24 protein-coding genes and 2 riboswitches are annotated in these 24,683 nt (G+C 44.7%); of the genes, 1 reads left to right on the top strand and 23 read right to left on the bottom strand.

What is annotated here, in order from left to right:
* Window positions 1-214 precede the first annotated feature (214 nt).
* From LOR49_RS14060 to coaW, 8 genes are all read right to left on the bottom strand, one after another.
* On the bottom strand, window positions 215-631 hold the full coding sequence (locus LOR49_RS14060; protein WP_240377405.1) for a TIGR02328 family protein: 417 nt from the start codon (window positions 629-631) through the stop codon (window positions 215-217).
* Between the two features lie 177 nt (window positions 632-808).
* Complete coding sequence (gene thiE, locus LOR49_RS14055) at window positions 809-1,447, bottom strand: thiamine phosphate synthase (protein WP_240377404.1); 639 nt, start codon at window positions 1,445-1,447, stop codon at window positions 809-811.
* Window positions 1,447-2,277 (bottom strand): hydroxyethylthiazole kinase, encoded by an 831-nt coding sequence (thiM, locus tag LOR49_RS14050; protein ID WP_240377403.1) that lies wholly within the window; start codon window positions 2,275-2,277, stop codon window positions 1,447-1,449. Before thiM ends, thiE begins: the two co-directional genes overlap by 1 nt.
* Complete coding sequence (thiD, locus tag LOR49_RS14045) at window positions 2,267-3,103, bottom strand: bifunctional hydroxymethylpyrimidine kinase/phosphomethylpyrimidine kinase (RefSeq protein WP_240377402.1); 837 nt, start codon at window positions 3,101-3,103, stop codon at window positions 2,267-2,269. Before thiD ends, thiM begins: the two co-directional genes overlap by 11 nt.
* 125 nt (window positions 3,104-3,228) lie before the next feature.
* A riboswitch (TPP riboswitch) is annotated at window positions 3,229-3,331 on the bottom strand.
* A gap of 61 nt (window positions 3,332-3,392) precedes the next feature.
* Window positions 3,393-6,824 carry an efflux RND transporter permease subunit gene (locus LOR49_RS14040; RefSeq protein ID WP_240377401.1) on the bottom strand — a complete coding sequence of 1,144 codons (3,432 nt, stop codon included), beginning with the start codon at window positions 6,822-6,824 and terminating at the stop codon, window positions 3,393-3,395.
* Window positions 6,825-7,185: 361 nt separating this feature from the next.
* The gene (tpx, locus tag LOR49_RS14035) at window positions 7,186-7,686 is read right to left on the bottom strand and encodes a thiol peroxidase (protein ID WP_240377400.1); all 501 of its coding nucleotides are present in this window, start codon (window positions 7,684-7,686) and stop codon (window positions 7,186-7,188) included.
* 116 nt (window positions 7,687-7,802) lie between these two features.
* Window positions 7,803-8,252 carry a MarR family winged helix-turn-helix transcriptional regulator gene (locus LOR49_RS14030; RefSeq protein ID WP_240377398.1) on the bottom strand — a complete coding sequence of 150 codons (450 nt, stop codon included), beginning with the start codon at window positions 8,250-8,252 and terminating at the stop codon, window positions 7,803-7,805.
* A 78-nt stretch (window positions 8,253-8,330) separates the two neighbouring features.
* Window positions 8,331-9,173: a type II pantothenate kinase gene (coaW, locus tag LOR49_RS14025; RefSeq protein WP_240377397.1), complete on the bottom strand. Its 843-nt coding sequence runs from the start codon at window positions 9,171-9,173 to the stop codon at window positions 8,331-8,333.
* 235 nt (window positions 9,174-9,408) lie between these two features.
* Here coaW and cls point away from each other — a divergent pair, with 235 nt between their 5' ends.
* On the top strand, window positions 9,409-10,857 hold the full coding sequence (gene cls, locus LOR49_RS14020) for a cardiolipin synthase (protein ID WP_240377396.1): 1,449 nt from the start codon (window positions 9,409-9,411) through the stop codon (window positions 10,855-10,857).
* 58 nt (window positions 10,858-10,915) lie between these two features.
* Here cls and LOR49_RS14015 read toward each other — a convergent pair whose 3' ends face one another.
* From LOR49_RS14015 to LOR49_RS13945, 15 genes are all read right to left on the bottom strand, one after another.
* On the bottom strand, window positions 10,916-11,875 hold the full coding sequence (locus LOR49_RS14015) for a metal ABC transporter solute-binding protein, Zn/Mn family (protein WP_240377395.1): 960 nt from the start codon (window positions 11,873-11,875) through the stop codon (window positions 10,916-10,918).
* Window positions 11,876-11,930: 55 nt separating this feature from the next.
* Complete coding sequence (locus tag LOR49_RS14010; RefSeq protein ID WP_240377394.1) at window positions 11,931-12,800, bottom strand: metal ABC transporter permease; 870 nt, start codon at window positions 12,798-12,800, stop codon at window positions 11,931-11,933.
* Window positions 12,800-13,543 carry a metal ABC transporter ATP-binding protein gene (locus LOR49_RS14005; RefSeq protein ID WP_240377393.1) on the bottom strand — a complete coding sequence of 248 codons (744 nt, stop codon included), beginning with the start codon at window positions 13,541-13,543 and terminating at the stop codon, window positions 12,800-12,802. The genes LOR49_RS14010 and LOR49_RS14005 overlap by 1 nt, the downstream gene beginning before the upstream one ends.
* 212 nt (window positions 13,544-13,755) lie before the next feature.
* Window positions 13,756-14,211, bottom strand: a complete 456-nt coding sequence (locus tag LOR49_RS14000; RefSeq protein ID WP_240377392.1) for a GtrA family protein — start codon at window positions 14,209-14,211, stop codon at window positions 13,756-13,758.
* 50 nt (window positions 14,212-14,261) lie between these two features.
* Window positions 14,262-15,404: a glycosyltransferase family 4 protein gene (locus LOR49_RS13995; RefSeq protein WP_240377389.1), complete on the bottom strand. Its 1,143-nt coding sequence runs from the start codon at window positions 15,402-15,404 to the stop codon at window positions 14,262-14,264.
* A gap of 73 nt (window positions 15,405-15,477) precedes the next feature.
* Window positions 15,478-16,626, bottom strand: coding sequence for an NAD-dependent epimerase/dehydratase family protein (locus LOR49_RS13990; protein WP_240377386.1), 1,149 nt, complete (start codon window positions 16,624-16,626; stop codon window positions 15,478-15,480).
* A 263-nt stretch (window positions 16,627-16,889) separates the two neighbouring features.
* The gene (locus LOR49_RS13985) at window positions 16,890-17,906 is read right to left on the bottom strand and encodes a ThiF family adenylyltransferase (RefSeq protein WP_240377384.1); all 1,017 of its coding nucleotides are present in this window, start codon (window positions 17,904-17,906) and stop codon (window positions 16,890-16,892) included.
* Entirely contained in the window at window positions 17,903-18,670 is a 768-nt protein-coding gene (locus LOR49_RS13980; protein ID WP_240377382.1) for a thiazole synthase, read from the bottom strand. The genes LOR49_RS13985 and LOR49_RS13980 overlap by 4 nt, the downstream gene beginning before the upstream one ends.
* Window positions 18,671-18,675: 5 nt before the next feature.
* On the bottom strand, window positions 18,676-18,879 hold the full coding sequence (thiS, locus tag LOR49_RS13975) for a sulfur carrier protein ThiS (protein ID WP_240377380.1): 204 nt from the start codon (window positions 18,877-18,879) through the stop codon (window positions 18,676-18,678).
* Window positions 18,863-20,002 carry a glycine oxidase ThiO gene (gene thiO / locus LOR49_RS13970; protein WP_240377378.1) on the bottom strand — a complete coding sequence of 380 codons (1,140 nt, stop codon included), beginning with the start codon at window positions 20,000-20,002 and terminating at the stop codon, window positions 18,863-18,865. The genes thiS and thiO overlap by 17 nt, the downstream gene beginning before the upstream one ends.
* Window positions 19,995-20,669: a thiamine phosphate synthase gene (locus LOR49_RS13965; protein WP_240377377.1), complete on the bottom strand. Its 675-nt coding sequence runs from the start codon at window positions 20,667-20,669 to the stop codon at window positions 19,995-19,997. Before LOR49_RS13965 ends, thiO begins: the two co-directional genes overlap by 8 nt.
* Window positions 20,670-20,676: 7 nt before the next feature.
* Window positions 20,677-20,784, bottom strand: a riboswitch (TPP riboswitch).
* Between the two features lie 185 nt (window positions 20,785-20,969).
* Complete coding sequence (locus tag LOR49_RS13960) at window positions 20,970-22,133, bottom strand: UxaA family hydrolase (RefSeq protein WP_240377375.1); 1,164 nt, start codon at window positions 22,131-22,133, stop codon at window positions 20,970-20,972.
* A 17-nt stretch (window positions 22,134-22,150) separates the two neighbouring features.
* On the bottom strand, window positions 22,151-22,441 hold the full coding sequence (locus LOR49_RS13955) for a UxaA family hydrolase (RefSeq protein WP_240377373.1): 291 nt from the start codon (window positions 22,439-22,441) through the stop codon (window positions 22,151-22,153).
* Between the two features lie 114 nt (window positions 22,442-22,555).
* Complete coding sequence (locus tag LOR49_RS13950) at window positions 22,556-23,566, bottom strand: tripartite tricarboxylate transporter substrate binding protein (protein WP_240377371.1); 1,011 nt, start codon at window positions 23,564-23,566, stop codon at window positions 22,556-22,558.
* 55 nt (window positions 23,567-23,621) lie between these two features.
* The gene (locus LOR49_RS13945) at window positions 23,622-24,671 is read right to left on the bottom strand and encodes an Ldh family oxidoreductase (protein ID WP_240377369.1); all 1,050 of its coding nucleotides are present in this window, start codon (window positions 24,669-24,671) and stop codon (window positions 23,622-23,624) included.
* Window positions 24,672-24,683 lie beyond the last annotated feature (12 nt).

Raw genomic sequence — 24,683 nt, 5'->3', positions numbered from 1 at the left:
ATGACCATAATCAGATACCCTTTTTAAACTCCTGCGGCAATAAATAATTTTTCCTTTCTTGTCCTTATATCTACTTAATACAAAAGGGGCAAAAAAAAACGTCTCTTTATACAGACGCTTTTTGTAGACAACTGGAAACACATTTTTTAACTGGCTACATCGTTGAAAAAATGCTAACCTTTGCTGAAATGAAATAAGGATGGCAAGAATCATTTTATCCATCCTTGCGTTCTGGTGGTGGTAACAGAGAGATCCCTTTTGCTTTCAAGTTTTCAAGGCATTCCCGGAAATAACAACAATCATGTTCAGGGTAAATGTATGCAGCCTTTAAAGTGCTGTCTTGTTCCCCTTCCTCCGTCAAAAGTTGCCATTCCCTATAAGGAGTGCAATTTCTACCTCGATAGAGAGGGTCTTCCCATAATGGGTCCACTTGGAAGCCACGTGCCTTCATTTCATCCATTACTTTCTGATGATATTGATAGAGACGAACAGGAGCATATTGAAAGACATAGTTAACCGTTCGATGAGACTTTCCCCAGCCGTTCCCCCGCAGTGCACAGCATTCACGGTGCTGTCCTAAAAGTTGCTGGCGAGGCAGTTCGGGGATCAATGCTTCATGCCATAATCTCATAGCAGTAGACCTCCTTCTAGCACAGGTGTATGATGTCAAAATTGAACTAAATAACCACTGCATAATGATGATATGAATACTTGAAAAAAATCTTACAAACAAATAGCGACGTCACAGCAGCCTATGATCACATAGGTGTTTCCTAGGAGCTCTCTCTTTCATAAAAAAGCCAGCTGCTCACAAAGAGGTTAGCTGGCTTTTCAATGCTTTAGCTGCTTGGTCGGGGTCCGCGGCACGGCTGATAGCAGAAATGAGTGAAACACCATCAGCACCCGCACGGATAACATCTTTTGCGTTGTCTTCATTAATGCCCCCAATACCGACAATAGGCAAGGTTATTCTATTTTTACGGAGTACGCGGATCGCCGCTGGCCCAACCGGAGATTCTGCATCTTCTTTCGTGGACGTCTGGAACATCGGGCCGGTCCCGATATAATCGGCACCACCATCCACAGCCTCACGTGCTTCTGTAATTGTTTTCGCTGATACTCCGATCGCCATGGACGTTGGCACCCTTTGCTTGAGTACGGGCAAAGGCTCATCATCCTGTCCGATATGAATGCCATCTGCTTGTAATCGAAGGGCAAGCTCAACGTCGTCATTAACGAAAAATGGAATCTTGTACAGCCGGCAGAGGTCCCGCAGTTCACGGCCTAATGCTTCTTTGGCTCTGCCGGAAAGTGCTCCCGTTCCCTTTTCACGAAATTGAAAACAAGTGATACCGCCGCGGAGTGCTTTCTCCAGCACGACCGCAGGATCATCGGATGTATTGTTACTACCCATGATGAAATAAAGAAGGAGACTGCTGGCTTTCATTATTTGTCACCTTCCCAGTCTGAGACACTTTTCTTAATCGTGACGGTCTGTTTGAGTTCGAGCTCACCCACATGGTAGAGGGCATTCAAAAGTTCTATTTGAAAGGTGCCGGGACCTTCCATCGAAGCGTAACCTTCTGCACGTTCTGCCGCTACTCCGTAAAAACCGAGTGCTGCACTCGCTCCTTCCAATGTATCATCGGTCACAGCCAGAAAAGCAGCGATGACCGCACTCGCCAGGCAGCCAGTTCCTGTAACACGAGTTAACAGCGAATGGCCGTTTTTGACATTATAGATCGTTGTGCCGTCGGTTACTGTGTCTATCGGTCCTGTCACTGCTACCGGCAGAAGCAGCCTTTTTGCTGCATGAACTGCGATCGCTTCAATATTTTGGCCGGCTCCGGCTGCATCTACTCCGCGTATATCACTTTCAAGTCCGGCAATCGCGGCGACTTCAGCAGCATTTCCACGCGCAATAGTTATCTTGAGCTTTTCCAGCAGGGCGTGAACGGTTTCTGTCCGGTAGTCGGTAGCACCAGCGCCTACTGGGTCAAGGATAACCGGGATTCCTTTTTCATTTGCAGCTTTTCCTGCTGCCAACATCGCCTCAACTTGATCAGCATCAAGGGTACCGATATTTAAGACAAGCGCATTCGCATTTGCGGCCATGTCAGCCGCTTCTTCAACGGCATTTGCCATAACAGGCGACGCACCTAAGGCAAGAATACCGTTTGCCGTAAAGTTGGTAACGACACTGTTCGTAATGTTGTGTATTAAGGGCTTTCTATTTCTTATCCTATCTAGCAACCGACTGACAGCTTTACTTTCCATGCAGCGCCCTCCGTTCGACGAGCAGATCATCTTTAGAAAGACGTGACGCAAAATGGTTAACCGGACCGTTTCCTTTCCCGATACCAAGTGTCTCGACGATCGCTTTCGTAATATAATCCTTGCTTTCCTCGACCGCATTGTAAAGACTTTTACCACGTGCAATCTTTGCAGCAATGGCAGCGGAGAGTGTACAGCCCGTCCCGTGTGTATGATGGGTATCCGCGCGTGGCGCTGTGAAGAAGTGGCTTTCGCCTTTTGTATACAAAATATCGGTTGCCTCACCGGACAAATGTCCACCCTTGACAAGTGCTGCAGCCGCGCCCATCTCCTCTACTATTTGTTTCGCTGCAAATTCAGCGTCAGCCATGTTCACAATTGTTCTTCCCGTTAGTTTTTCAGCTTCCTCCGCATTCGGGGTGACGATGGCCGCCAAAGGCATGAGCCGGTTACGCATTAAATCATGAGTTCTTGCATCCATCAGCGAGTCGCCGCTCGTTGCTACCATCACAGGATCGACCACAAGCGGGACGCCCTCCTTTTCCACTACAGCTGCTATTAATTCCATCATCTCAGGGGTCGCAATCATGCCGGTTTTTACCGCATGTGGACGTGTATCTTCAAAAACAGCATTAAGCTGGCTTTCGATCATTGCAAGCGGCACGTGCCACACGTCACGAACACCTTCTGTGTTTTGAGACACAACAGAAGTCACAACGGCCATTCCATACGCATTGTTTTCCTGAAATGTCTTTAAATCGGCGTGAATACCTGCCCCGCCGGTTGGATCGGTGCCGGCAATGGTTAACGCTAATGGGACTTCTCTCATCGTAAGCCCTTCCTTTCTATTTCCATAATGAGACGTAAGCGGCATACTAAGAACAAAAAAACCACTCTCCATGTAAGGAGAGCGGCGACGATTTATACACGAAACATAGCGGTTGCCATTTTTCGAAATGTCCACGCCCACTTCCCTACGCTGGCATTAACCATATCAGGTTCAAAGGGACAGATGGCCATCCATCTTCTCAGCCGCTAGGCGCCCCTAGTGGTTCCTATTGTTCCAATTACCTTTATCGTACTGGAGACGGGGGAGGCGTGTCAACTTATCCCCTTCGTTATTCGTCCCTGTTATCTTTTTTTTTGCTTTCATCTTTTTGTTTTTCTGATTCTCTTGATTGATCCACTATCCGCCCCAGCAGCGATAGAATTTCGTCTTTTGTCAGCTGTTCTTCTAATGGTCGTTCTGTATCCTCTTCTCCTCGTTTATTACGCGACTTTTCCGTGGTTGCGTCCGGTTCTTCTTGACTCTCCTTCACGTCCTCTCGTGGTACTTCTTTTGTGTCGCGAGCACCCGGCACTTCTTCTTGTTTCTGCATTTTCTCTTCCTCGACAAGAGTTGCAGATGAGCGGGGGACATCATCTCTTTCTGTTCGCTGTTCACGTGGTAGATCATGTTTGTAAATCACATGTCCTTCCGGTGTAATAAAACGTCTATTCATTGTACGCGTCTCTTTATCAAAGAAGCTGTAAAGCACTGGCACGACGAACAAAGTCAAGAAGGTGCTGCTCACCAGGCCTCCGATGACGGCGATCCCCATCGGTTGTTGAATTTCCGTTCCTTCCCCGATTCCTAAGGCAAGTGGCACAACCCCTAGAATCGTCGTAATTGCTGTCATTAGAATGGGACGGGTCCGTTGCCGGACAGCTTCAACCAACGCTTCCCGAGATGGCATCCCTTTTTCTTTCATCTGGTTAATATAGTCAACAAGTACAATGGCGTTGTTAACGACGATCCCTGCCAGAACAATTAACCCAATAAAGACAGTCACACTTAACGGTGTCTGTGTAATCGCCAAAGCAATCATCACACCGATCACGACAAGCGGTACGCTGAACATGACGACAAATGGGTACTTAAATGATTCAAATTGACCTGCCATTACCAGGTAGATAAACAGAAGCGCGAGCACAAAGGCAAAAGCAAGGCTTTCAATTGCATCATTTAACAATTCTTGTTCTCCGGAGAAAGCGTAGTTCGTACTGTCTTCCAAATCAATATCTTCAATTGTGGTTTCCACCAGTTTTGCCATTTCGTTCAAACTTGTATCAGAGCTATACGTTACGGTAAACTCAACGCTCGGCTCTTGATCCAGTCGATTTATGACAGCCGGTCCTTTTCCCTCATCAATGGTGGCAAGATCATTCAAAGCCACATACTCACCGTTGTTTCCAGGTATCTTCAGCTTTTTGAGATCATCTTCTGTTTCTAGCTGATCCTCTTTATATTTTACGACAACGTCATACGTATCATTCGCATCCGTTCGAATAGATGTGGCCGTCTCACCACGCATCGCATTGTTAACAAACTGGGCAATCTGCGCCGGTGTCAATCCATGGTTACGGGCAGCTTTCGGGTCAACCCTTATTTGCATCTCTTTAGCTTCTTCTTCCGTAGACAGCGCAATGTCACGAACAGCAGCTTCATCTTTTAAATCATCGTGAAGAGTCGTGACGGCTTCATCAAGACGTTCCATGTTGCTGTCACTAAGCGTGAACACGATTGTATTCGCCTCACCACCTCCTACTGCAGCTTGAGTAGTTAATGTTATATCAGCATCAGAATCGACACCGGTCACTTTATTTTCAATCTCTTCGATGAACGAAATCGTACTCTGGCTGCGTTTATCCAGATCAGTCATTGTTACGAACACCTGCGCTTCATTGGATCCGGCCGGCCCGCCCATCGCACCCGAATCCTCCGAAGAACCGATGACTGACATATAGTCTTTTACATCAGGTTTATCATCCAGAATATCTTCAATCTTGTTAGCGACGTCGCTCGTTTTACTGAGTGAAGTTCCGTTTTCCATTTCTACATGTATGGAAAAGAAACCTTCATCGGTGGTCGGCAGGAAATTCATCCCGGTGGTCAGAAGCCCCGCCCCCCCTGCAAACAACAGCACAGTCGTCAGCACTAGTGTGATAATGCGATGGCTCAGTACCCATTTAATGGAGCGGTCTAGTCCATTCATAAACGGTGACTGCTGTCTTTTTCTCTCTTTGTTTTCATCTGGCGGGGTGAGGATACGACTAGCGATCATCGGTACGACCGTTACCGCCACAAACAGAGAGGCAAGCAGGCTGAAAGCAACTGCCAACGCAAACTCGGTGAATATATTTCCGACGATGCCGCTAATGAAAACAATCGGCAGAAATACAGAAACTGTCGTAAGCGTGGATGCAGTAATAGCACCGCCGACTTCTTTTGTCCCTTCAAAAGCCGCTTCTTTTGGTGCTTTCCCCATTGATAGGTGCCTGTAAATGTTCTCAATCACAACGATCGCATTGTCAACGAGCATGCCAATGCCAAGCGCTAGCCCTCCAAGCGTCATCAAATTCAGCCCGACATCGGTAAAATAAAGAAAAGCAAATGTAACGATGACTGAAAAAGGAATGGCAATCCCAATGATAAGCGGAGTTTTTAAATTGCGTAAAAAGAAAAACAACACGACCATCGCAAAGATACCGCCGAGAATAAGAGCCATGGAGACACTGTTAATCGACTGCTGGATATATTCCCCTTCATCATACAGAGTAATAACCGATAGATCTTCATATTCTTCTTTATCAAGCAGATCATCAAGCTTCTCATTAAAAGCGGTGGATACGAAAGCAGTGTTGGCATCACTCTCTTTCATTGCTGTCATTTGCAGCGCCGGCTCTTCATTAGCCCTAGTGATCGCAGTCTGTTTCGGCGTGGTTAGCTTGATTTCCGCTATATCATCAAGTTGGAGTTCCTTTCCGTTTTCTGAATTTGTGCCAACGACGAGCTGATTTAACTCCTCTTTTCCGTTAAAGGTATGCAAGACTCGAGTGGCGAGCGTCTCATCATCTGTTGCAATCGTCCCTCCTGGAAGTGCCACATCATGAGCTTGAATGGCCTGGACAATTTGATCCTGACTAAGATTGTTCTTTTCTAATTTGTCTGGATTTAGGCTAACTTGAAATCGCTCTGTCAGTCCCCCCGACTGGGTCACATTTGCGACTCCGTCAATACGCTCTAGCTCTGTTTGAAAATCTTTGACATCCTCTTGAAAGTTCTGAATGTCCTTTCCTTGGGACGTTATCGTCATTTGTTTCATGCCCATCATCGACGGATCAAATTTAAGAAAGCTCGGTTTGGACGCATCGTCTGAGATGTCAGCCATATTCATCGATGTAATAATATCCTGTTCCACTTCATCGATAGTCGAATCCCAGGAAAATTCAAGAAGCACGAGTGTCATGCCTTCTTCTGAGGTCGATGTCATCCGGTTTAAGCCCGGCAGTGTCGAGAGCTCCTCCTCCAACGGTTTGGTTACTTTCTCCTCAACTTCTTCCGGACTCGCCCCGGGATAACTCGACACAACCGCTCCTACCGGCGGATTAATTTCCGGAAAAAGCTGCAGGGGAAGATTTGTGAGTGAAACTGCACCCAAGAGGATGAACAATATCATCCCAACAATAGTAAGCTTTGGGCGCTTGATCGAAAGTTTTGTAATCCTCATAGAGCGGCCACCCTCTCCTTCTCAACGCTGTCTTTAAAACCTGTACCATGGCAGCTTCATATAATTACGTGGTTTCAGTTAACACAATGTGACTGCCTTTAAAAATCATATACTATATCATTACATTTCAAAAAATAAACAATAAATTTTATTAACTGTTTAAAAATATAAAATAATAAAGCGCGTCCGTCAACGAAATGCTTTTGATATAAAAAGTTGATGCTAAACGTAGTGTACCCGTCCCGCGGCAGAGAAAACCTGTTACATTTGCTTCGTTTGCCTCACAAAAAAAGCTCCCAACAGAGTAGGAGCTTTTCAGCGTAAGTTTACTATTCATTTTCAGTTCAAGTTACGGTAGAAGTTATTTTGCTTCTCTGGCCGCTTTTAGAGCTTGATCATAGTCTGGGTGTTCCGTTACCTCATCTACATACTCCACATAAGTCACCTTGTTATTAGAATCAACAACGAATACCGCTCTTGCAAGCAGTCGTAAATCTTTCATCAAAACACCATATTTTTCTCCAAAATCGCCATCACGATGATCTGACAGTGTATCAAGATGTTTAATTCCGTTCTCAGCGCTCCATCGACCTTGCGCAAAGGGCAAGTCCATGCTGATCGTTAAAACAGCAACATTATCAAGCTTGTCAGCTTCCTCATTAAAACGTTTTGACTCCTCTGAACAAACGCCTGTATCGATAGAAGGAACAGCAGTGATCAACTTTACCTTCCCTTTATAGTTATCAAGCGTAACTTCTTTCAGATCGTTTGATAAAACGGTGAAATTAGGAGCCTGGTCCTCAACTTTTATTTCAGTCCCTGCCAGTGTGACGGGTTCTTGTTGGAATGTTACATTTGCCATATTCATCATCCTTTCAAGAAAATGCTGTGCTCTTTATATTCAAAGGTATTCAATGTTAGCCTCGGACTTCATCATTCCCTTTTTATAGGGACATATAAACACTTGGGTAAATATTATTAGTTCTTTTCCCCTTTTTCAATGATTCTCTCTAGTTTCACGAGGGCGTCTCGCGCTGCTTGGAATTCTTCCAGTTCAAGCTTGGATATGTAATTTTTCACTATCATATCCTCAAATTCCCGGAACTGGGAGTGTAATTCTTCTCCTTGTTTTCCTAATGTGAGTGTGATTTCGCGCCGGTTCAGCTCATTGATCGAACGGTGCAGCAAATCCTCTTCCTCAAGCTTGTTTAACGCCTGGCTAACAGAACTTTTAGTTATACCCAGCTTTTCGGCTATCATGCTCATGTTCAATTCAGGACTGCGAAGGTATAGAAGTATGATGCTTTCTTGGCGTTTCGTCAGCTGCAGTTCCATCAGAAGGGGAATTTTGGGTTGTAAGTATTGATTGATATTTTCAATAGAACGAAAAGCATCAATAAAAATATCCCGGTATTCTTGGATAGCCACTATTGTCAACTCCTGTCACTTTTTAGTACGGTACATTTTTCATACGGCAGCTTTTAAATTCACTACTTTAAATTGATTTTATAAAAAGTGGTCGTGCTCCCTGTTATGCAGAACGGCTCCGATGGCACCGCTGAATTCACCATTATCAAGAAAATACGCTTTTTTTCCACGCAACTCCGTATATTCTTTAATAATGTCTTGCAAGGGGATGTTACTAGCAAAGGTCGACCCGATGTAAATGATAGACTCAGTTTGCAATCGGTCTGCCGCTTGCACACTCATTGTCGTAATCGTCTCACCGATCATACGGACGACTGCTGCGATGCAATCCTCTTTAGGAAGGTCCGCTTTTTTCATAAATGTAACATTTCCAAAATTACTAGCCGTCAAATCCCCAGGAATGGGAGGGGGCTCGTGCGAATAAATGTCACCTACTTTAATGTTTAAAGTTCTGCCACTTCCCTTTTGGGCAAGTTGGATAATAGTATCATAATCCGCTACTCCAGTGAGTAAGTAAGAGAGCCCAACTAGCGTACCGCCCCCGATACCACTTCCGCCGATCCGCTCATAATCGTCGTCGTATACGTAATGGAGGGAAGTGCCAGTACCAACATTGGCGACGATAAAGTGGTCCCCGGTTTTCTTAATCAGCCCTTTTTCTTTCAAAAGCCATCTCACTCCAGCACACGTTGCTTCAAATTCATTCATTCTTTTAGCAGGAAGCGCTAAACTCTTGATAAAGAAGGCTGCTTTTCCACCTGTTATATGTATTTCTGGATCGTTGAAAGATTCATCAATCCATGAATTGATCTCTTCCATTTTATATGTTGGGAATGTTTTATAACCCCAGTCCCGCCCAGAGGTGTATACGATTTTGGCGAGCGTACCCCCTGCATCCACGCCTACAACATCCTTACTCATCTGGATGAACCCCTCTCTCATGAATGTATTCCTCTGTGAAAAATATGTAGTCTTGTTTTATTTTAGCTTATTTTGCGGAAAAAAAGATAGGGGCATTCTCAGAGCCCTCCTAATCATTCGGCCTTTTATTAGCATTCCCTGTTCTTACCTTATTTAAGAACGTCCAAGGCTATTTTTTGTTATAATAGAGAAGCCATCATCGATAATAATTATTGGCAGTTAGGCAGGGAACACAATGACTTGGGCTTCAGCACTATTGGGTGTTCTGTTTTTGTTAAACATTATTTTTGCAGTGGTCATTATTTTTATAGAACGAAAAGATGCAACGTCCGCCTGGGCTTGGTTAATGGTGTTATTTTTTGTTCCTTTTTTAGGTTTCGTTCTTTACCTCATTTTCGGTCAAAACATGAGCAGGAAACGGCTGTTTGATTGGGAAGATCTCAAAAAAATTGGAATAGAGTCGCTTATTGAAGAACAGATCGAAATGCTGCGGGAAAACCGTTTTCGTTTCGCGAACGAGGAATCTCAAGAATACCGGGATCTCATTTACATGCAGTTAGTCAACAACGATGCGGTTTTTACCGAAGAGAATCACACAGATATTTTCACTGACGGAATCGACAAGTTTGAACAATTACTAAAAGATATTGAAGCGGCCACAGATCACATTCATTTTCAATACTACATCTTCCGTCATGATCATCTTGGCTCACGGATTTTACATGCATTGACGAAAAAAGCACGCGAAGGGGTCATCGTTCGGCTCATGTATGATGACATGGGATCACGCACCCTTAAGAAAAAAGTTTTTCATCAACTAAAAGAAGCAGGAGGAGAAGTGGAGGTATTTTTCCCAAAACGTCTGCCTCTTATCAACTTACGGCTGAACTACCGTAACCACCGCAAACTCGTGATTATTGATGGGAAAATCGGTTACTTAGGTGGCTTTAATGTCGGGGACGAATATTTAGGTCTTAATCCAAAGTTCGGCTATTGGCGGGATACCCATTTACGCATGCAAGGACAAGTCGTCAAAGCGATTCAAACGAGATTTATTTTGGATTGGAACCAAGCAACTCATCACCATTACATCCATTATGAAGATCGATTATTTCCCGTTAGTGCGCCAGTGGGCGACTTAGCGGCACAGATTATTTCGAGTGGACCCGATTCGGAATGGCAGCAAATTAAAAACGGCTACATGAAGATGATCATGGCGGCGAAAGAATCCATTTTTATTCAGACCCCTTACTTTATTCCGGATCAGAGCCTAATGGATGCCTTGCAAATGGCGTCTCTCTCCGGAAAAGATGTTCGTATCATGATCCCGAGCAAACCGGATCACCCATTTGTCTACTGGGCCACTTATTCCCACATTGGGGAATTGTTAAAAACTGGAGCACGGGTCTATATTTACGATAATGGCTTCATTCACTGCAAATCGATCGTCGTTGACGGAAAAGTTGGCTCGATCGGTACAGCGAACATCGATGTTCGCAGTTTTAAGCTTAATTTTGAAGTGAATGCCTTTATGTTCCATAAGCCGACTGCAGAAAGAATGACTGCTATTTTTGAGCAAGATATGGAGAAAAGTTGGGAGCTGACGATGGAACGCTATCAAGAGCGTTCGTTATGGATCCGCTTTAAAGAATCGATCTCTCACCTTCTTTCCCCTATCTTATAGAATTGAGCAAAAAAGGCCGAAGTACGAGGAGTTTTCCCCACGCACTTCGGTCTTTTTGTTATTTCTTTAAGCCATCGTGGATGAGCTTAATATTATAATTTAAATACTTCACATACGTATCTACTTCTTCTCCTGGCTTTCCTATTTCATCGGAGTAGATCGGCTTTTCAAAGATTGGAACACCGCTTTCTTTTGAAACGGTTTCCATTGGACGCGGATCAACGTTTGATTCTACAAACAAGACCGGTACATCGCTTTCCTTAATGTAGTTCACTAGTGATTTGATTTGCTCTGGAGATCCGTTTTCTTCTGTGTCAATTTCCCAGATAAATGCCTCTTCCAAGCCATATTGACTAGCCAAATATTGGAAAGCACGCTCACTTGTCACAAGTACCCGGTTTTCCTTAGGAATATCGTCAATTTTCCCAGCATATTCGGCTTCAATATCTTTTAAACGATCAATGTATTTATTTCCTCTTTCTTCATAGGCGTCTTTTCGTTCAGGGTCGGCTTCCATTAACGCATCCCGCATCGCTTCTGCCATCTGAATGCCGACGTTCGGATTGATAAAAGCATGGGGATTTATTTCTTCTACTTTCCCATCGTGTCCTCCGATATACATCGGTTCGACTTCCTCTGTCAAACTGTAAACATTTGCTTCGTCTTGCCCAACAGAGTCGATCATTTTAAAAAACCAGCCTTTTTCTCCACCTTCAAGATTCAAGCCATTGTAAAAAAGTACATCTGCATCGGTTGCTTTCTTGATGTCTTCTGGCAGCGGCTCATACTCGTGAGGATCCGTGCCCGTTGGTACAAGGTTATGGATTTCCACATCATCTCCGCCAATTTCTCTAGCCATATCTTGAATAATCGTAAACGACGTCACAACCTGAAGTGGATTCTCCGCGCTTCCTACGTCATCAGCGGCACCTGTTTCTCCGCCTCCGCACGCAGCCAACAGAAGTACCATCATGCCGAAAAACACTATTCCTACAAATCCTTTTCCCCAATTCCCCATGTCTCTTTCTCTCTCCTTTTGATGTTTATTGCATAGGTAAGCCTGTTAACATGAATTAGCTTACCTCTTTACTAACGGCTGTTCTTTGTTTGTTCACCTTCAGTATCCGCCAGAGCACGCCCTGTTTTGGTGAAAAAATAAAGGCTAACAAAAATAATACAGTTGTCGCAATTGCAATGACGGGACCGGATGGTAAATTATAAAGAAAACTAAAATACAGGCCGATCACTGATGAAAAGGCACCGAAAAATGCAGCTAAAACGAGCATCGATGACAAACGGTTTGTTAAAAGATAAGCAGTAGATGCCGGTGTGATTAACATGGAAACAACGAGGATGACACCGACTGTTTGTAGTGATGCTACAGTGACCAGTGTCAAGAGCAGCATAATGCCGTAATGAATCAACCTAGTTTTTAGACCGTAAGCAGCTGCCATCGTTTCATCAAAGCTTGACACGAGAAGTTCCTTGTAAAAGAGAATAACGGCAAGTAAAACGATCCCGCCCACGATAATCGTGAGCCACATGTCGGACGTCCGCACAGACAAGACATTACCGAATAAAATCTGGGTCAAATCGGTCGCACTTTGGGCAAGTGTAATCAATATTATCCCAACCGCAAAGGCTGCCGAAAAGACGAGCCCGATCGAAGAGTCTGTTTTCACCCGGCTGTTTTGGCTGATGACACCAATACCGAGCGCAGTCAAAATGCCTGTGGCAACTGCCCCATAAAAGTAATTAATACCGAGCATATACGAAATTGCGACTCCTGGGAGAACAGCGTGCGAGATCGCGTCTCCCATCAGCGCCATCCCTCGGAGTACGATAAAACTGCCGATGACCCCGCAAATAATCCCAACAACTATCGAAGTCACAAACGCTTTCTGCAGAAATTCATAGGTGAGTAGATCCTGGACAAACTCCATTACACGCTGACCCCCAAATTCCCCATCAGCATCGATGGTGTTTGATACGCCTTTTGCATTAAATCTGTCTGGAAAACGTTCTCGACCGGGCCTGCACCGTACAGTTCTTTATTGATCAAGATTAAATCATCAAAGTATTCCTCAACCTTCGTTAAATCATGATGGACGACAAAAATAACTTTCCCGGCATCACGTAAGTTTTTTAATATGTTAATAATCACTTCTTCACTCGCCACGTCAATGCCGACGAACGGTTCATCCAGAAAGAAATAGTCTGCTTTTTGAGCAAGCGCCCGTGCGATAAATACTCTCTGCTGTTGTCCTCCTGACAGTTCGCCGATCTGGCTGTTTGCAAAATCAGCCATGCCTACTTTTTCTAAACATTCAAGCGCCCATTTTTTGTCAGCCCGTTTCGGACGGCGGAGGACACCCAGTTTGGGATATGTGCCCAAGAGGACAGTATCTTTTACCTTAATCGGAAAATCCCAATCAATATTGGAACGCTGTGGTACATAAGAAATGTTCGTTCTCACTTGCTCCAATGGCCGTCCTGATACCATTACTTTGCCGGTGTCGCGCGGGATTAGACCGAGCACCGCTTTCATGAGCGTAGACTTTCCCGCTCCGTTTGGGCCGAGAATTCCAATTAATTTCCCCTCATCAAAGGAAAAACTAACATCATGAATGACTTCTTTTCCGTGGTAAGACACATGCAAATGATCAACACTGATTGTTCCGCTCATCGTTTACCCCTCCTGAAATATTTCCCTACACTCACACTATTCACTATTAACCAATTAATTTTATTAAGTAATATTTTTTTACCTAGTGCAACTTTCAAGTAAAAGTCTAGTATACTTCGTTTGTTTTGTAAATACCTTTTTTATTATTATGTCTGTATTCTGTTTTTGGTGTGTGCAACCATTAAAAAACCCCCTGCTCCAAACAGCGGGGGTCATCGATTATATGTTTGGTGTTTTTTCTTCTTGAAAACAAAATATTTAATCATAAAAAAACTTGCCGTAAAAGATAAAAACATCGCTATACCTTTTGCAAGGTTGTAGCGGAACCAGCGCGGGATTGGAAATAACTGCAAAATATCTGCAAGTCCCAGAAATACAAGATTACTTACACCAAGACTCACAATGCCTTGCAGAATAAACAATAACCGCTGGCGTCCGCTCTTCTCTACTGTATGCCGGAAAGTAATCGATGCATTCCAAAAATAACTGTTCGCCACCGCCAGCGAATAGGCAATTGTATTGAAAACAACAAGAACTACCCTATCATCCGTAGGAAACAAGAGCAGTAAGAGATTCAATGTTCCGATATCCACACCGGCATTAGCAATCCCGATAATGCTGAATTGTAGAAACTGGAATGGTCCTTTTGAATTGGCGGTTTTCTTCATGGTATCCCTTCTGATGGCAAGCTTGAAGAAGAAGAAGCATCTCATCTCCGTCAAGTCAGCTTTTGTTGTTGGCCACTTTCACCGTGTATACCTGTAATGTCCTTATACCAGCCGAGCAATTGTTCCGCGGCTTCTTCCCATCCCAGATCCTCAATGTCTTTACGAGCGTTAACCGCAAGCCGTTTCCGCAGCGTCTCGTCCTCAAATTGACGGACTGTTGCCGTGAAATCACCGTCGATTGCTGGATCATACAATAAGCCGGTGCGCCCGTCTTCTATCTGTTCACATGTCGGTCCGCTTTTCGCAGCGACGAGCGGCAGTCCAGATGCCATGGCTTCACCGATCACGAGACCGAGTGTTTCCGTGGTGGACGGGAAAACGAATACATCAGCAGAGGCATATGCCTCTGCTAATTGTTCACCGTGTAAAAATCCAGTAAAGACGGTATGTGTGCCTTCGAAGTGCTTCTCGAGCACAGAGCGGTGCGGACCGTCCCCTACGATCGCAAGGGCAAATTCATCCGACGAATCAAGTACGGCTTTCACCTTCTCAATTTCTTTTTCTGCCGCAAGCCGGCCGACATACAGGAGCAGTTTCCGCTCCGGCTCACCTGCTGTCAACTGCTCACGAACAGAGGAGCTGAATTTCCCTGGTTTAAACATCTCCGTATCAACTCCGCGTTTCCAGACATGGACATTGTAGAAATCACGCACGATTAACTCTTCCTGGACCGTTTTTGACGTGCAGATGTTTAAACCAGCCTGATTATGCAACTTGCGAAAGTACCACCAAATTAACCCTTTAAAAAGGGATAGATTGTAATACTCCATATATTGGGCAACATTTGTGTGATAGGATGCGACGAGTGGAATTCCTAATTTTTTCGCCGCGGTAACGCCGGAGTACCCGAGAATAGCTGGATTTACGACATGTACGACGTCGGGCTCGTATTCAGCCAAATACTTTTTCACGAGGCGATTCGGAAGGGCAAATTGCTTAGAACGATAAAACGGTAAGGTCGTTGCTGGTACCCCTTTGATTTCCGCTCCTTTAAATGTAGATACACCTAGATCCGGAGCAATAATCTGAACATCATGCCCTTCGTTCAGCAACCAATCTATACATGCTGTCAGCCGCGTTACAATTCCATCCGTTGAAGGAAGAAATGTTTCTGTTACGATTGCTATTTTCAAAACGAGGACACTCCCTGTTTATGGAATAATAGAGGTCAGGATGGTATTGTGCCTGACCTCCAATACCTCTATTTTACTTCCAGGTTACGTTCGTAAGCACATTTTCCTTAATGACACGATCTTTATGATCAAAAACGGAACGTAGAATCCCCCGGAGCACGTCTTCCGTCAGCAAGTTTGGCTCCAGACCAAGATCACGGAGCTTTGTGTTTTCGGCCTGGAAGAAATGCTCCTCCAATTCAACACGTGGATTCTCTAAGTGAGCGATATTGGCAGAGAGTCCTTCTTTCTCGGCTGCGTTCTGGACCATTTTCGCCAAATCAAGTACGGAGAATTCTTCCGTAAACTGGTTAAACACCCGGAACTCGCCCTGATCAGCAGGATTCTCCGCCGCGATTTCAATGCAGCGAACCGTATCTTTAATATTCAAAAAGCCGCGTGTCTGTCCGCCTTTTCCGTACACCGTCATATCGTGACCGATTGCGGTCTGGATAATAAATCGGTTAAGCGCGGTACCAAAGATACCGTCGTAATCAAGACGGTTGACGAGAACGGGATCGAGCTCAGTCTCATCCGTATGAAGGCCGTAGACGACCCCTTGATTCAGGTCAGTTGCCCGAACGCCCCAAATTTTACATGCAAACATAATGTTATGACTGTCATGCACTTTCGACAAGTGATAGAAAGAACCCGGTTGTTTCGGGAAGGGCAGTACGTCTTTCCGTCCCTTATGTTCAATTTCAATATACCCTTCTTCAATCGGAATATTCGGCGTGCCGTATTCACCCATTGTACCCAATTTAATCAAATGACAGTCTGGAACAATTTCCTTAATGCCATACAGTACATTTAACGTACCGGCGACATTATTTACTTGAGTAAAAACCGCATGCTCCCGGTCAATCATCGAGTAAGGCGCTGCCCGCTGCTCGGCAAAGTGAACGAAAGCATCCGGCTTCTCCCGCTTTAATACCTCTCGTAAAAAATCATAGTGATTTAGGTCACCATCGTATGTACGTATTTCTTTTCCTGTCAGTTCCTTCCACTTCGCCACGCGTTCTTCCAGCGTCGCGATTGGCGTGAGCGAGTTCGAATGTAACTCTTCATCCCACTTTCTTCTAAACATATTATCAATTATTGAAACGTCATGTCCTTGTTTGGATAGATATAATGCTGTCGGCCAGCCGCAAAACCCATCCCCACCTGCAACAAGAATATTCATGCCATTACCTCCACTCCATTGATAGATTCAATTTTTGGATTGCAAACAAAAGGTATCATGTCCAGCCATAATTCGTAAACCATCTATTGCAAGGAATTTATACCCTTTCTTCACTTCCTATAATACTTTTCGTTTTGTTTTCAAAAAAACCTTCTAATCCAAGAAAGAAAAGCGCAAGCGCCCTGAATTATTTCTCTAAACAAGGCAGCGCTTGCGCTTTACTCTATACCCTATATAATAACTATTTAAAACTTCTGCTATCACTAGCCGCCAATATATTTCTGGTATAACGAACGTGCTGATACTTTATCCGGTTCCCCGTGAATAATCGTGCGCCCATCTTTGAAAATGACAAAGCGCCTTTCCTCCAGCTCAAGAACGAGAAGAAAGTGATTTTCTTGCTGAACCGCTTTAGGATAGCGTTTTTTGAGCTCAGGAAGCGAAATAAACTGCTCTTTCGCCGGCCGTACTTGGACAGCATTACGTCCGCAGAGTACTTCTGTCTTTGTCCGATTTTCATACTGCAAGAACGGAAAACTGGCGCTTGTTCCGCATGATGGGCAGTCCTCGTTCTTCAACCGATTTACGTTTACGGATGTCGATTCATTTGTCCATAAATCAAAGGATAATAATGTGCCGCGGAGCGCTTCTGTCTTTTCTGTCAAGAGTTTCAAGGCTTCCGCCGTCTGATAGGCACTGACCATCTGCACAGTAGGCGCAATAATTCCGGCTGTATCACATGTCTCCCCGTCGAGCGGGATTGTCTCCATTAAGCAGTGCAGGCACGGCGTTTTCCCCGGAAGCACTGTAAACGTAATCCCGTAACTGCCGATGCAGGCACCGTGTACCCATGGAAGTTCGTGTTTCTGCGCAAAATCATTGATCAGCATGCGCGTGTCAAAATTATCGAGCGCATCGATGACGATATCAACAGGAAGGACGTCTTCAAGTACAGCCAGGTCCGCTTCACCGGTCACAGCGATCACTTCAGTATCTTGGTTAATACGACGAAGCATGCGTTTCGCAGCTTCTGCTTTCGGTATTTTGTCAGCTGCGTCCTGCTCCGTATATAGCTGCTGACGGTGCAAGTTACTGTACTCAACAAAATCACGGTCAACAATTGTCACTTTACCGATACCAGCGCGCACCAGCGTTTCAGCGGCAGCACTCCCGAGCGCTCCTGCCCCGATGATGAGTGCATGTTTCGTTCGGATTAACTCCTGTCCGCGAGGTCCGATACCGTAAAACAGTTTTTGTCGTGAGTACCGTTCATCGCTCAAACTCTGCTCAATCCTTCTGTCGGACTGCTGGCTGCTGCGTAAAATTTCTTTTCGATACGGCCAGCTTCTCCGCCTAAGCGACCAGCTTTCACAGCATACTTCATCGCTTCTGCCATTTTCGCCGGATTGCTTGCATCTGAAACAGCTGTATTCAGGAGTACGCCATCCGCTCCAAGCTCCATCGAATAACAAGCGTCTTTCGGACTTCCAATACCGGCATCAACAATAACAGGCACTTCTGCTTGTTCAATAATATGCTGTAAGTTATATGGATTAATGATACCAAGCCCCGTTCCGATCGGTGCCGCTCCCGGCATAATCGCATGAATACCAAGGTCTTGAAGACGACGTGCCAAGACGACATCATCGGAAGTGTATGTCAGCACGGTAAAGCCTTCTTCAAGTAGCTGCTCCGATGCACGCAGTGTCTCTACCGGGTCTGGCAAGAGCGTTTTGTTACAACCGATCACTTCTACTTTCACCATGTCACACATGTCCGCGGCTTTCGCCATTTTTGCAATTCGCACCGCTTCCTCCGCATTTTTTGCGCCTGCAGTGTTGGGAAGCAGCTTAAAACCAGAGAGATCCATATTTTCAAATGGATCCGGCTGGCTGTCGTCAAAGATGTTCATTCGGCGGACCGCAAACGTCAATACCTCCGTCTCCGAGGCGCGTACCGCTTTTTCCTGTTCTTCTGCTGTTTTATATTTACCTGTTCCTAAAAAAAGCCGTGATGAAAAAGTATAAGGTCCAATCGTTAACATACTGTTTATCCTCCTCCGACGAAATGAACAATTTCGATCGTGTCACCTGATGCCACCGGCTCTTGTTCATGCTCGTCTTTTCGTAAAATCTTGCCGTTTCGTTCGATGACTGCTTTTTTCTCCCCCAACTCTAGGTGAGTAAGTAGCCTGCTTACAGTATTCAAGTCGGCCGGTACTTGCTTTTCTATACCATTAATGGTTAATTTCAACGCCATTCTCCTTTCTATCTGTCATGCGAAGCGGAGAAAACTCCTTCTCCCAGTCAGGGTCGACCGGATTTCCTCCGATTAAATCGGCAATCCACTTCCCTGTCAAAGCGGAAAGTAAAATGCCATTGCGATAATGTCCGGCCGCGACCCAAAGACCCTCTAAATGAGCCGCGCCGAGGTATGGCTTTTCATCTGCTGACTGGGGACGCACCCCGGTCCATGCTCGTTCAAATTCGGCTTCCGCAACTTGTGGGACAAGGGCGATCGCTTTAGTCAGCAAATGCTGAACAGAAGCTGCAGTCACTTTTTTATCTTTCACACCCTCATGCTCAGTCGCACCGATAATGAGCGAACCGCCTGCTTTCGGCACGAGGTAAAAGTCAGCTGCATGAATGGTGCTCGTAATAAGCGGTACCGCCGGACGAACCGACAATATTTCCCCTTTCACCGGCACCATCTTTAAATCGGCCGCTTCTGGGATCATATCGGTCCACGCACCGGCTGCCAGAATAACGTGAGCCGCGTACACGTCACCTTCTGTTGTTGTTGCGCCGTATACTCTCCCGCTTTGTTGGAGCAAAGAAGTGACCTGAGTGAATTCTTTGATGTCAGCTCCGTATGATGCAGCTGCACGGGCATATGCCAGTGTCAGTTCCTCAGCTTTTACCTGGCTGTCTCTTGGGATGAAAAGGGCCCCAGCTGCTTGATCACTGAGTGCCGGCTCTCTACAGGAGAGTTCTTCTCGTCCCCACCATTCCACTTGTTCATCGGTTTGTTTCTGGAAAGACAGCATACTGCGGAGGCGTGTTTTTTCCACCTCGGAACACGCAACTTTCAACATCCCGTTTTGTACATAAGAAACGGACATTCCGGCACGTTCTTCAAGCTCCGGAACAAGATCACGAAACATGTCACGGCTTGTACGGGCAAAATCAAAAAATGGTCCTTTTTCACTAATCTCCACCTGAGCTCCCAACATTCCCGCTGCAGCACTCGACGCTTCCCCTGCGACTCTGCCTCGCTCCAGTACGAGCGTCCGGTATCCTCGTTTCGCGAGCTGATACGCGGACGAGCACCCATTCACTCCGCCTCCTACTATAATTACGTCATAGCTGTTATTCATCCGATCCCCCCTTATGTAATGCAGCATGGTACGCTTGAATTCTTGTAAGTGGATCATGTGCCTTGTAAACGCCGGACATAACCGCAATTCCTGCTGCTCCATTCTCAAGGCATAACGCTGTACGCTCTGGTGTAATACCCCCGATTGCGATGACCGGGCACCGAACGGAGTGGGCTGCTTCTCTCAGCTCCCTTAAACCACGCGAGGCAAGACCTTGTTTGCTCTTCGTCTCGAAAATATGGCCGTAAAACAAATAATCCGCACCCGCCTCTGCTTTTTGGACAGCGCTTTCCACACTATGGACAGAGCAGCCCCAAACATCGCTTCCTTGCGCGGGCGGCACAACAGCATTTTCCGGCAAGTGCGCTCCCCCTAAGCCAAGACGAGCAGCCAATTCGGGATGAGAATTAAGAATCAGCTTTCCCGCAGGCATACCTGCCGCAAGGAACTGCTCGGCTGCCGCCTCTATTTTTGTAAGCGGCCATGCTTTTTCCCGTATATGAATATAGTCCACATAGGGGTAGACCTGCTTGGTGATCTCAAGCCACGTTTCAAGCGGCTGTACCCCTGTTGAGATAACGTGTAACGTCACATCCGCCACCCTTTTCACATTCTCTACCACACCAAAAAAACCACTTTCCAAGTTCAGAAAGTGGGTCGCCGTCATAAAAAAGCCCGTGGCTGTTCCACTTTCCTCCGCTGGTATCACCCAGTTCAGGTTCAAGGGTTTTAAAAGCACATTTTAATCTCAGCCCCTCTAAAAGGCACCCCTAGTGGTTATTATTTATGCTCTCGACCTTCGGTTCCTGATCCCTGCACAGTACAGGGCAGGACAAAGTGGCCTACAGCAATATTTTCGATTTATTCAAAGTTTAGAACATTCCTAGTCTCCTTGTCAAATCAGATAAGGGACGCAGCATACAAAACCAGTTCGCTAAAGAAAAACAGACACTAGTATTTTGGTTAGTTAGATGCTTAATGGAGAAGGCTTAATGACAACTTCTTCTTCTCCCAAAATTTCAGATTTTGTTTTCTTCCCTGATGCTACTTTCATTATAAAGTCCATGAAAGGCTCTTCTATTTCATCAAAAGTTTTCTTTCCTAGAAAAACATCGCTGACATCATAATCGATGTTGGGTCCAAGAGTAACTGCAGTATTTGGATTGCCTGTAACTTTAATTGTTGGTGACACCGGAGCCCCTATAATATTCCCTTTCCCCGTCGCAAACAAGATAATTTGAGCACCTCCTGCAGATAAAGCCGTAATCGACTCACATGCCGGAGATGGGGTATCCATTACATAAAACCCACTCTTAGTAGGCGTTTCTGCATAGTCGAGCACTTCTACTAATGGACTGGTACCTCCTTTAATAATTGCGCCTAGTGACTTTTCCTCTAATGTTGTTAACCCTCCCGCTTTGTTATCAGGGCTAGGATTTATTTCAGACAAATTTATTCCTAAACTCTTAGACTCTTCATCGACTTTCTTTACAATAGACAACAACTTCTCTTTCACTTCATTACTCACAGCTCGTTCTGCCAGTACCTGCTCAGCCCCTAAAATTTCCGATGTTTCTGATAAAATTACTTTTCCCCCATGTTTAATTACGAGGTCTGATATTCTTCCTAAAGCCGGATTAGAAGAGAGACCTGAAGTAGTATCAGAACCACCACACTCTACCCCTACTGTAAGGTGACTTAAATCAAATTCTGATGGACTTTGTTCTGTGGCTTCAGAAACGAGCTGTGCGGCTGCCTCTGTCCCTTTTGCAACAGCAAGGATGCTGTTCCCTTCATTTTGGACTGCAATATAGGTAGCTGTTTTCCCTGTATTTTCCGTCACTTTCTTACATAACATTTTCGCTGATTCTTCTTCTAAACTAACCACTAACACACTGTGAATATTAGGATTGCAGCTCAAACCTACTAATGCATCTAAGTGTGGTGATTCCGTTTGGTCATGAAATCCAGTTCTCCCATACCACACTGTAATAGGTAGACAATGATGAACTTGGGTGGCTATTTTATTCACAATTGCATTACAATTGTCCATAGCTGAAATGACCGCTACATGATTACGAATTCCAACTTGACCATTTTCTCTTTGATATCCTAAAAAACGATAGCTCATGTTTATTCCGTCCCTCCTTATTCTATATCCCCGCGTCCTCTGAGACTCTGTAAGTTATGAGTGTGGACAATCGTTCCTTTTAGTATAGGGGCAGAAGCAGTCCCTATCGTCTCACCATACTTAACGACCATCTCATTTCTTGCAATGTCATGCAATGCAACTTTGAATCCCAAGGGCACTTCTTCTTTTACCGTTAATTGCTCTTTATCGCTGTCGGATGTCGGATAGATTACAATGTCTCCCTTGTTTAAATCTTGAACAACCGTCACCACATTATCGTTTTCATTTAAAAAAATAGCTTTATGCATTAGCATCTCCTCCTCCGTCTGGCAGACCTAATTTTCATTACCTACTTCAATATTTATTCTCTAGAAAAGGTACGGTCTGAAAAAATACTTACCGTACCTCCCCCGTATAATTATCTACTTTGATAAGTTGTGTTTCTCTATTAGCTCTTTAGCATACTCTTTATATTCATTCACCATCTTATCTACTTCTTCTCCATTAATAAATTTCACACTTTGCCCAATGTTGCTCATTTCCTTTTGATAATCAGGATTTTCAGCAATATTACTAATGCCTTCTCGCAGTATCTTTAATTTCTCATCAGATATTCCTTTCGGAGTTACGTAAATTCTTCCTAATGCCGAGACGATTTCATATCCCTGTTCTGTAAAGGTAGGAACATCAGGAATTTGATCATATCGTTCTTCCGTTGTCACAGCCAGCGGTTGAATACTATCAATCTCTTCTATCATAACCCCCAGATTGACCCAGGCTGCGTCCAGGTGGCCTCCCAGCAGTCTTGATTTTGCTTCCGCTCCTCCCGTGTAGGGGATAATCGTAACATCAATTCCTGACTGCTCCATAAAGTCGAGAAGAGATAAGTGGAGACTTGTGTTCAAAGGCGCCCCTATTGAAATCTCCCCGGGCTTTTCTTTTGCTTCTTTCACTAGTTCTTCCAAGCTTGTGAACGAACTATCACTTGGTACAGCAAGGATAGCAGGATCACTGGATACTTGTGCTATATATTCGAAATCCTCGCTCTTAAAACTTCCGGAACCTGTTAATGGCTGTACGACAATGTCCGGGTAATTAGCTGCCATAATCGTTGAGCCGTCACCTTCCATTTGAGCGACTTCTGCCGATCCGACTGCCGCCGCGCCACCTGGCTTATAAATAAAAGATAGAGCATGTCCAAACTCATCCTTAAAGTGCCTCTCTAGAATTCTTGCGTGAGCATCACTTGCACCGCCTGGCTTGAACGGCACTACAATATCTACATCTTGATTAGGATAATCAATTTCTTCAGCACCTTCCCCGCTTTCACTTTGAGCATTACTTTCTGTGTTAGAAGAGCCGCACCCGCTTAAAAAGGTAATAAGCATAACAAACCCTAAAACACTCATGAAATAAAACTGTCTTTTACTCAATTCAATCTCCTCCTTGTGATTGCTTCCTACTCATACTAATTTCACTTATCTATCTTCAGTCTGGAAAAGCCACATCGTACTCTTCCCCTAAACGTTTTAACTCTTCTATGATACCTACTGATAGTTCAATATTTGTTTTCAGTAACCTTTTATACGATTCCTCTGAACGCTCCCCCGGAATGTAAATGGTTTCTCCTTGTTTTGCAGAAGTCTTAATAGTATCAATAAGATTATCGAGCTGATCCTGAAAAGCATCCCATTCTGTAAAATGTTCAATATTCACTGCTGTTACTGAATGAGAAACGCGTAATGGCTTGTCGTAATCTGGAGGTGTAAGCATTCCTAAAGAATAGCCTGGGGTTCCGCCAATTAGGGCACTTGACATAATCTCATTTAGTAATGCTAATGAATAGCCTTTATGGCCTGCCATGGGAAGAACGCTGCCTAATAATGCATCTTTCGGGTCCGTCGTGGGATTGCCGCTTTGATCGAGAGCCCAACCTTCGGGAATTTCTCTACCCTCTTTTTCTGCTAGAATAATATTCCCTCTAGCTGTTTTACTTAATGCCATGTCAACAACAATAGGAGTGTCTCTCCTTCTTGGAATACATACAGCAAAAGGGTTGTTTCCTAAAATCGGCTGTGATCCTCCTGTTGGAGCCATCATCGGTCCGCCATTGGTAGAGATACTGCCAACCATCCGATGCGGAACAACTTGCTTGGCGATCAGCCCTAACTCACCTAAATGCCCGCTGTTTATTACTCCAACCATACCTATTCCATAAGTCTGCGCTTTCTGGATGGCTAGATCCATAGCCTTAGAAGCAATGATTTGTCCAAATCCATGATCCCCATCAATTGTGCCAGTTGCTTTGCGATCTGATACTACTTTTATATTCGGCTGAGTATTGATGACATTATGTTTCACAAGATCAACATAAGTAGCTAAGCGAACAACACCGTGTGTAGAATGATCTCGTAAATCTGCCTCTACTAGTAATGACGATACATGTTCTGCATCATTCTTCGTTAAGCCAATTTTCTGAAGGATTTTACTGCAAAAACTTTCTAACTCAACGCTTTTTACCTTCTGTACAGTAGGCAAATACTTTCACTC

The sequence above is a fragment of the Bacillus piscicola genome (genome assembly GCF_022458745.1).
In the GTDB taxonomy this organism is placed as follows: domain Bacteria; phylum Bacillota; class Bacilli; order Bacillales; family Marinococcaceae; genus Alteribacillus_A; species Alteribacillus_A piscicola.
Note: the sequence above shows the minus strand (reverse complement) of the source record. Positions and strands in the feature narration are given on the sequence as shown.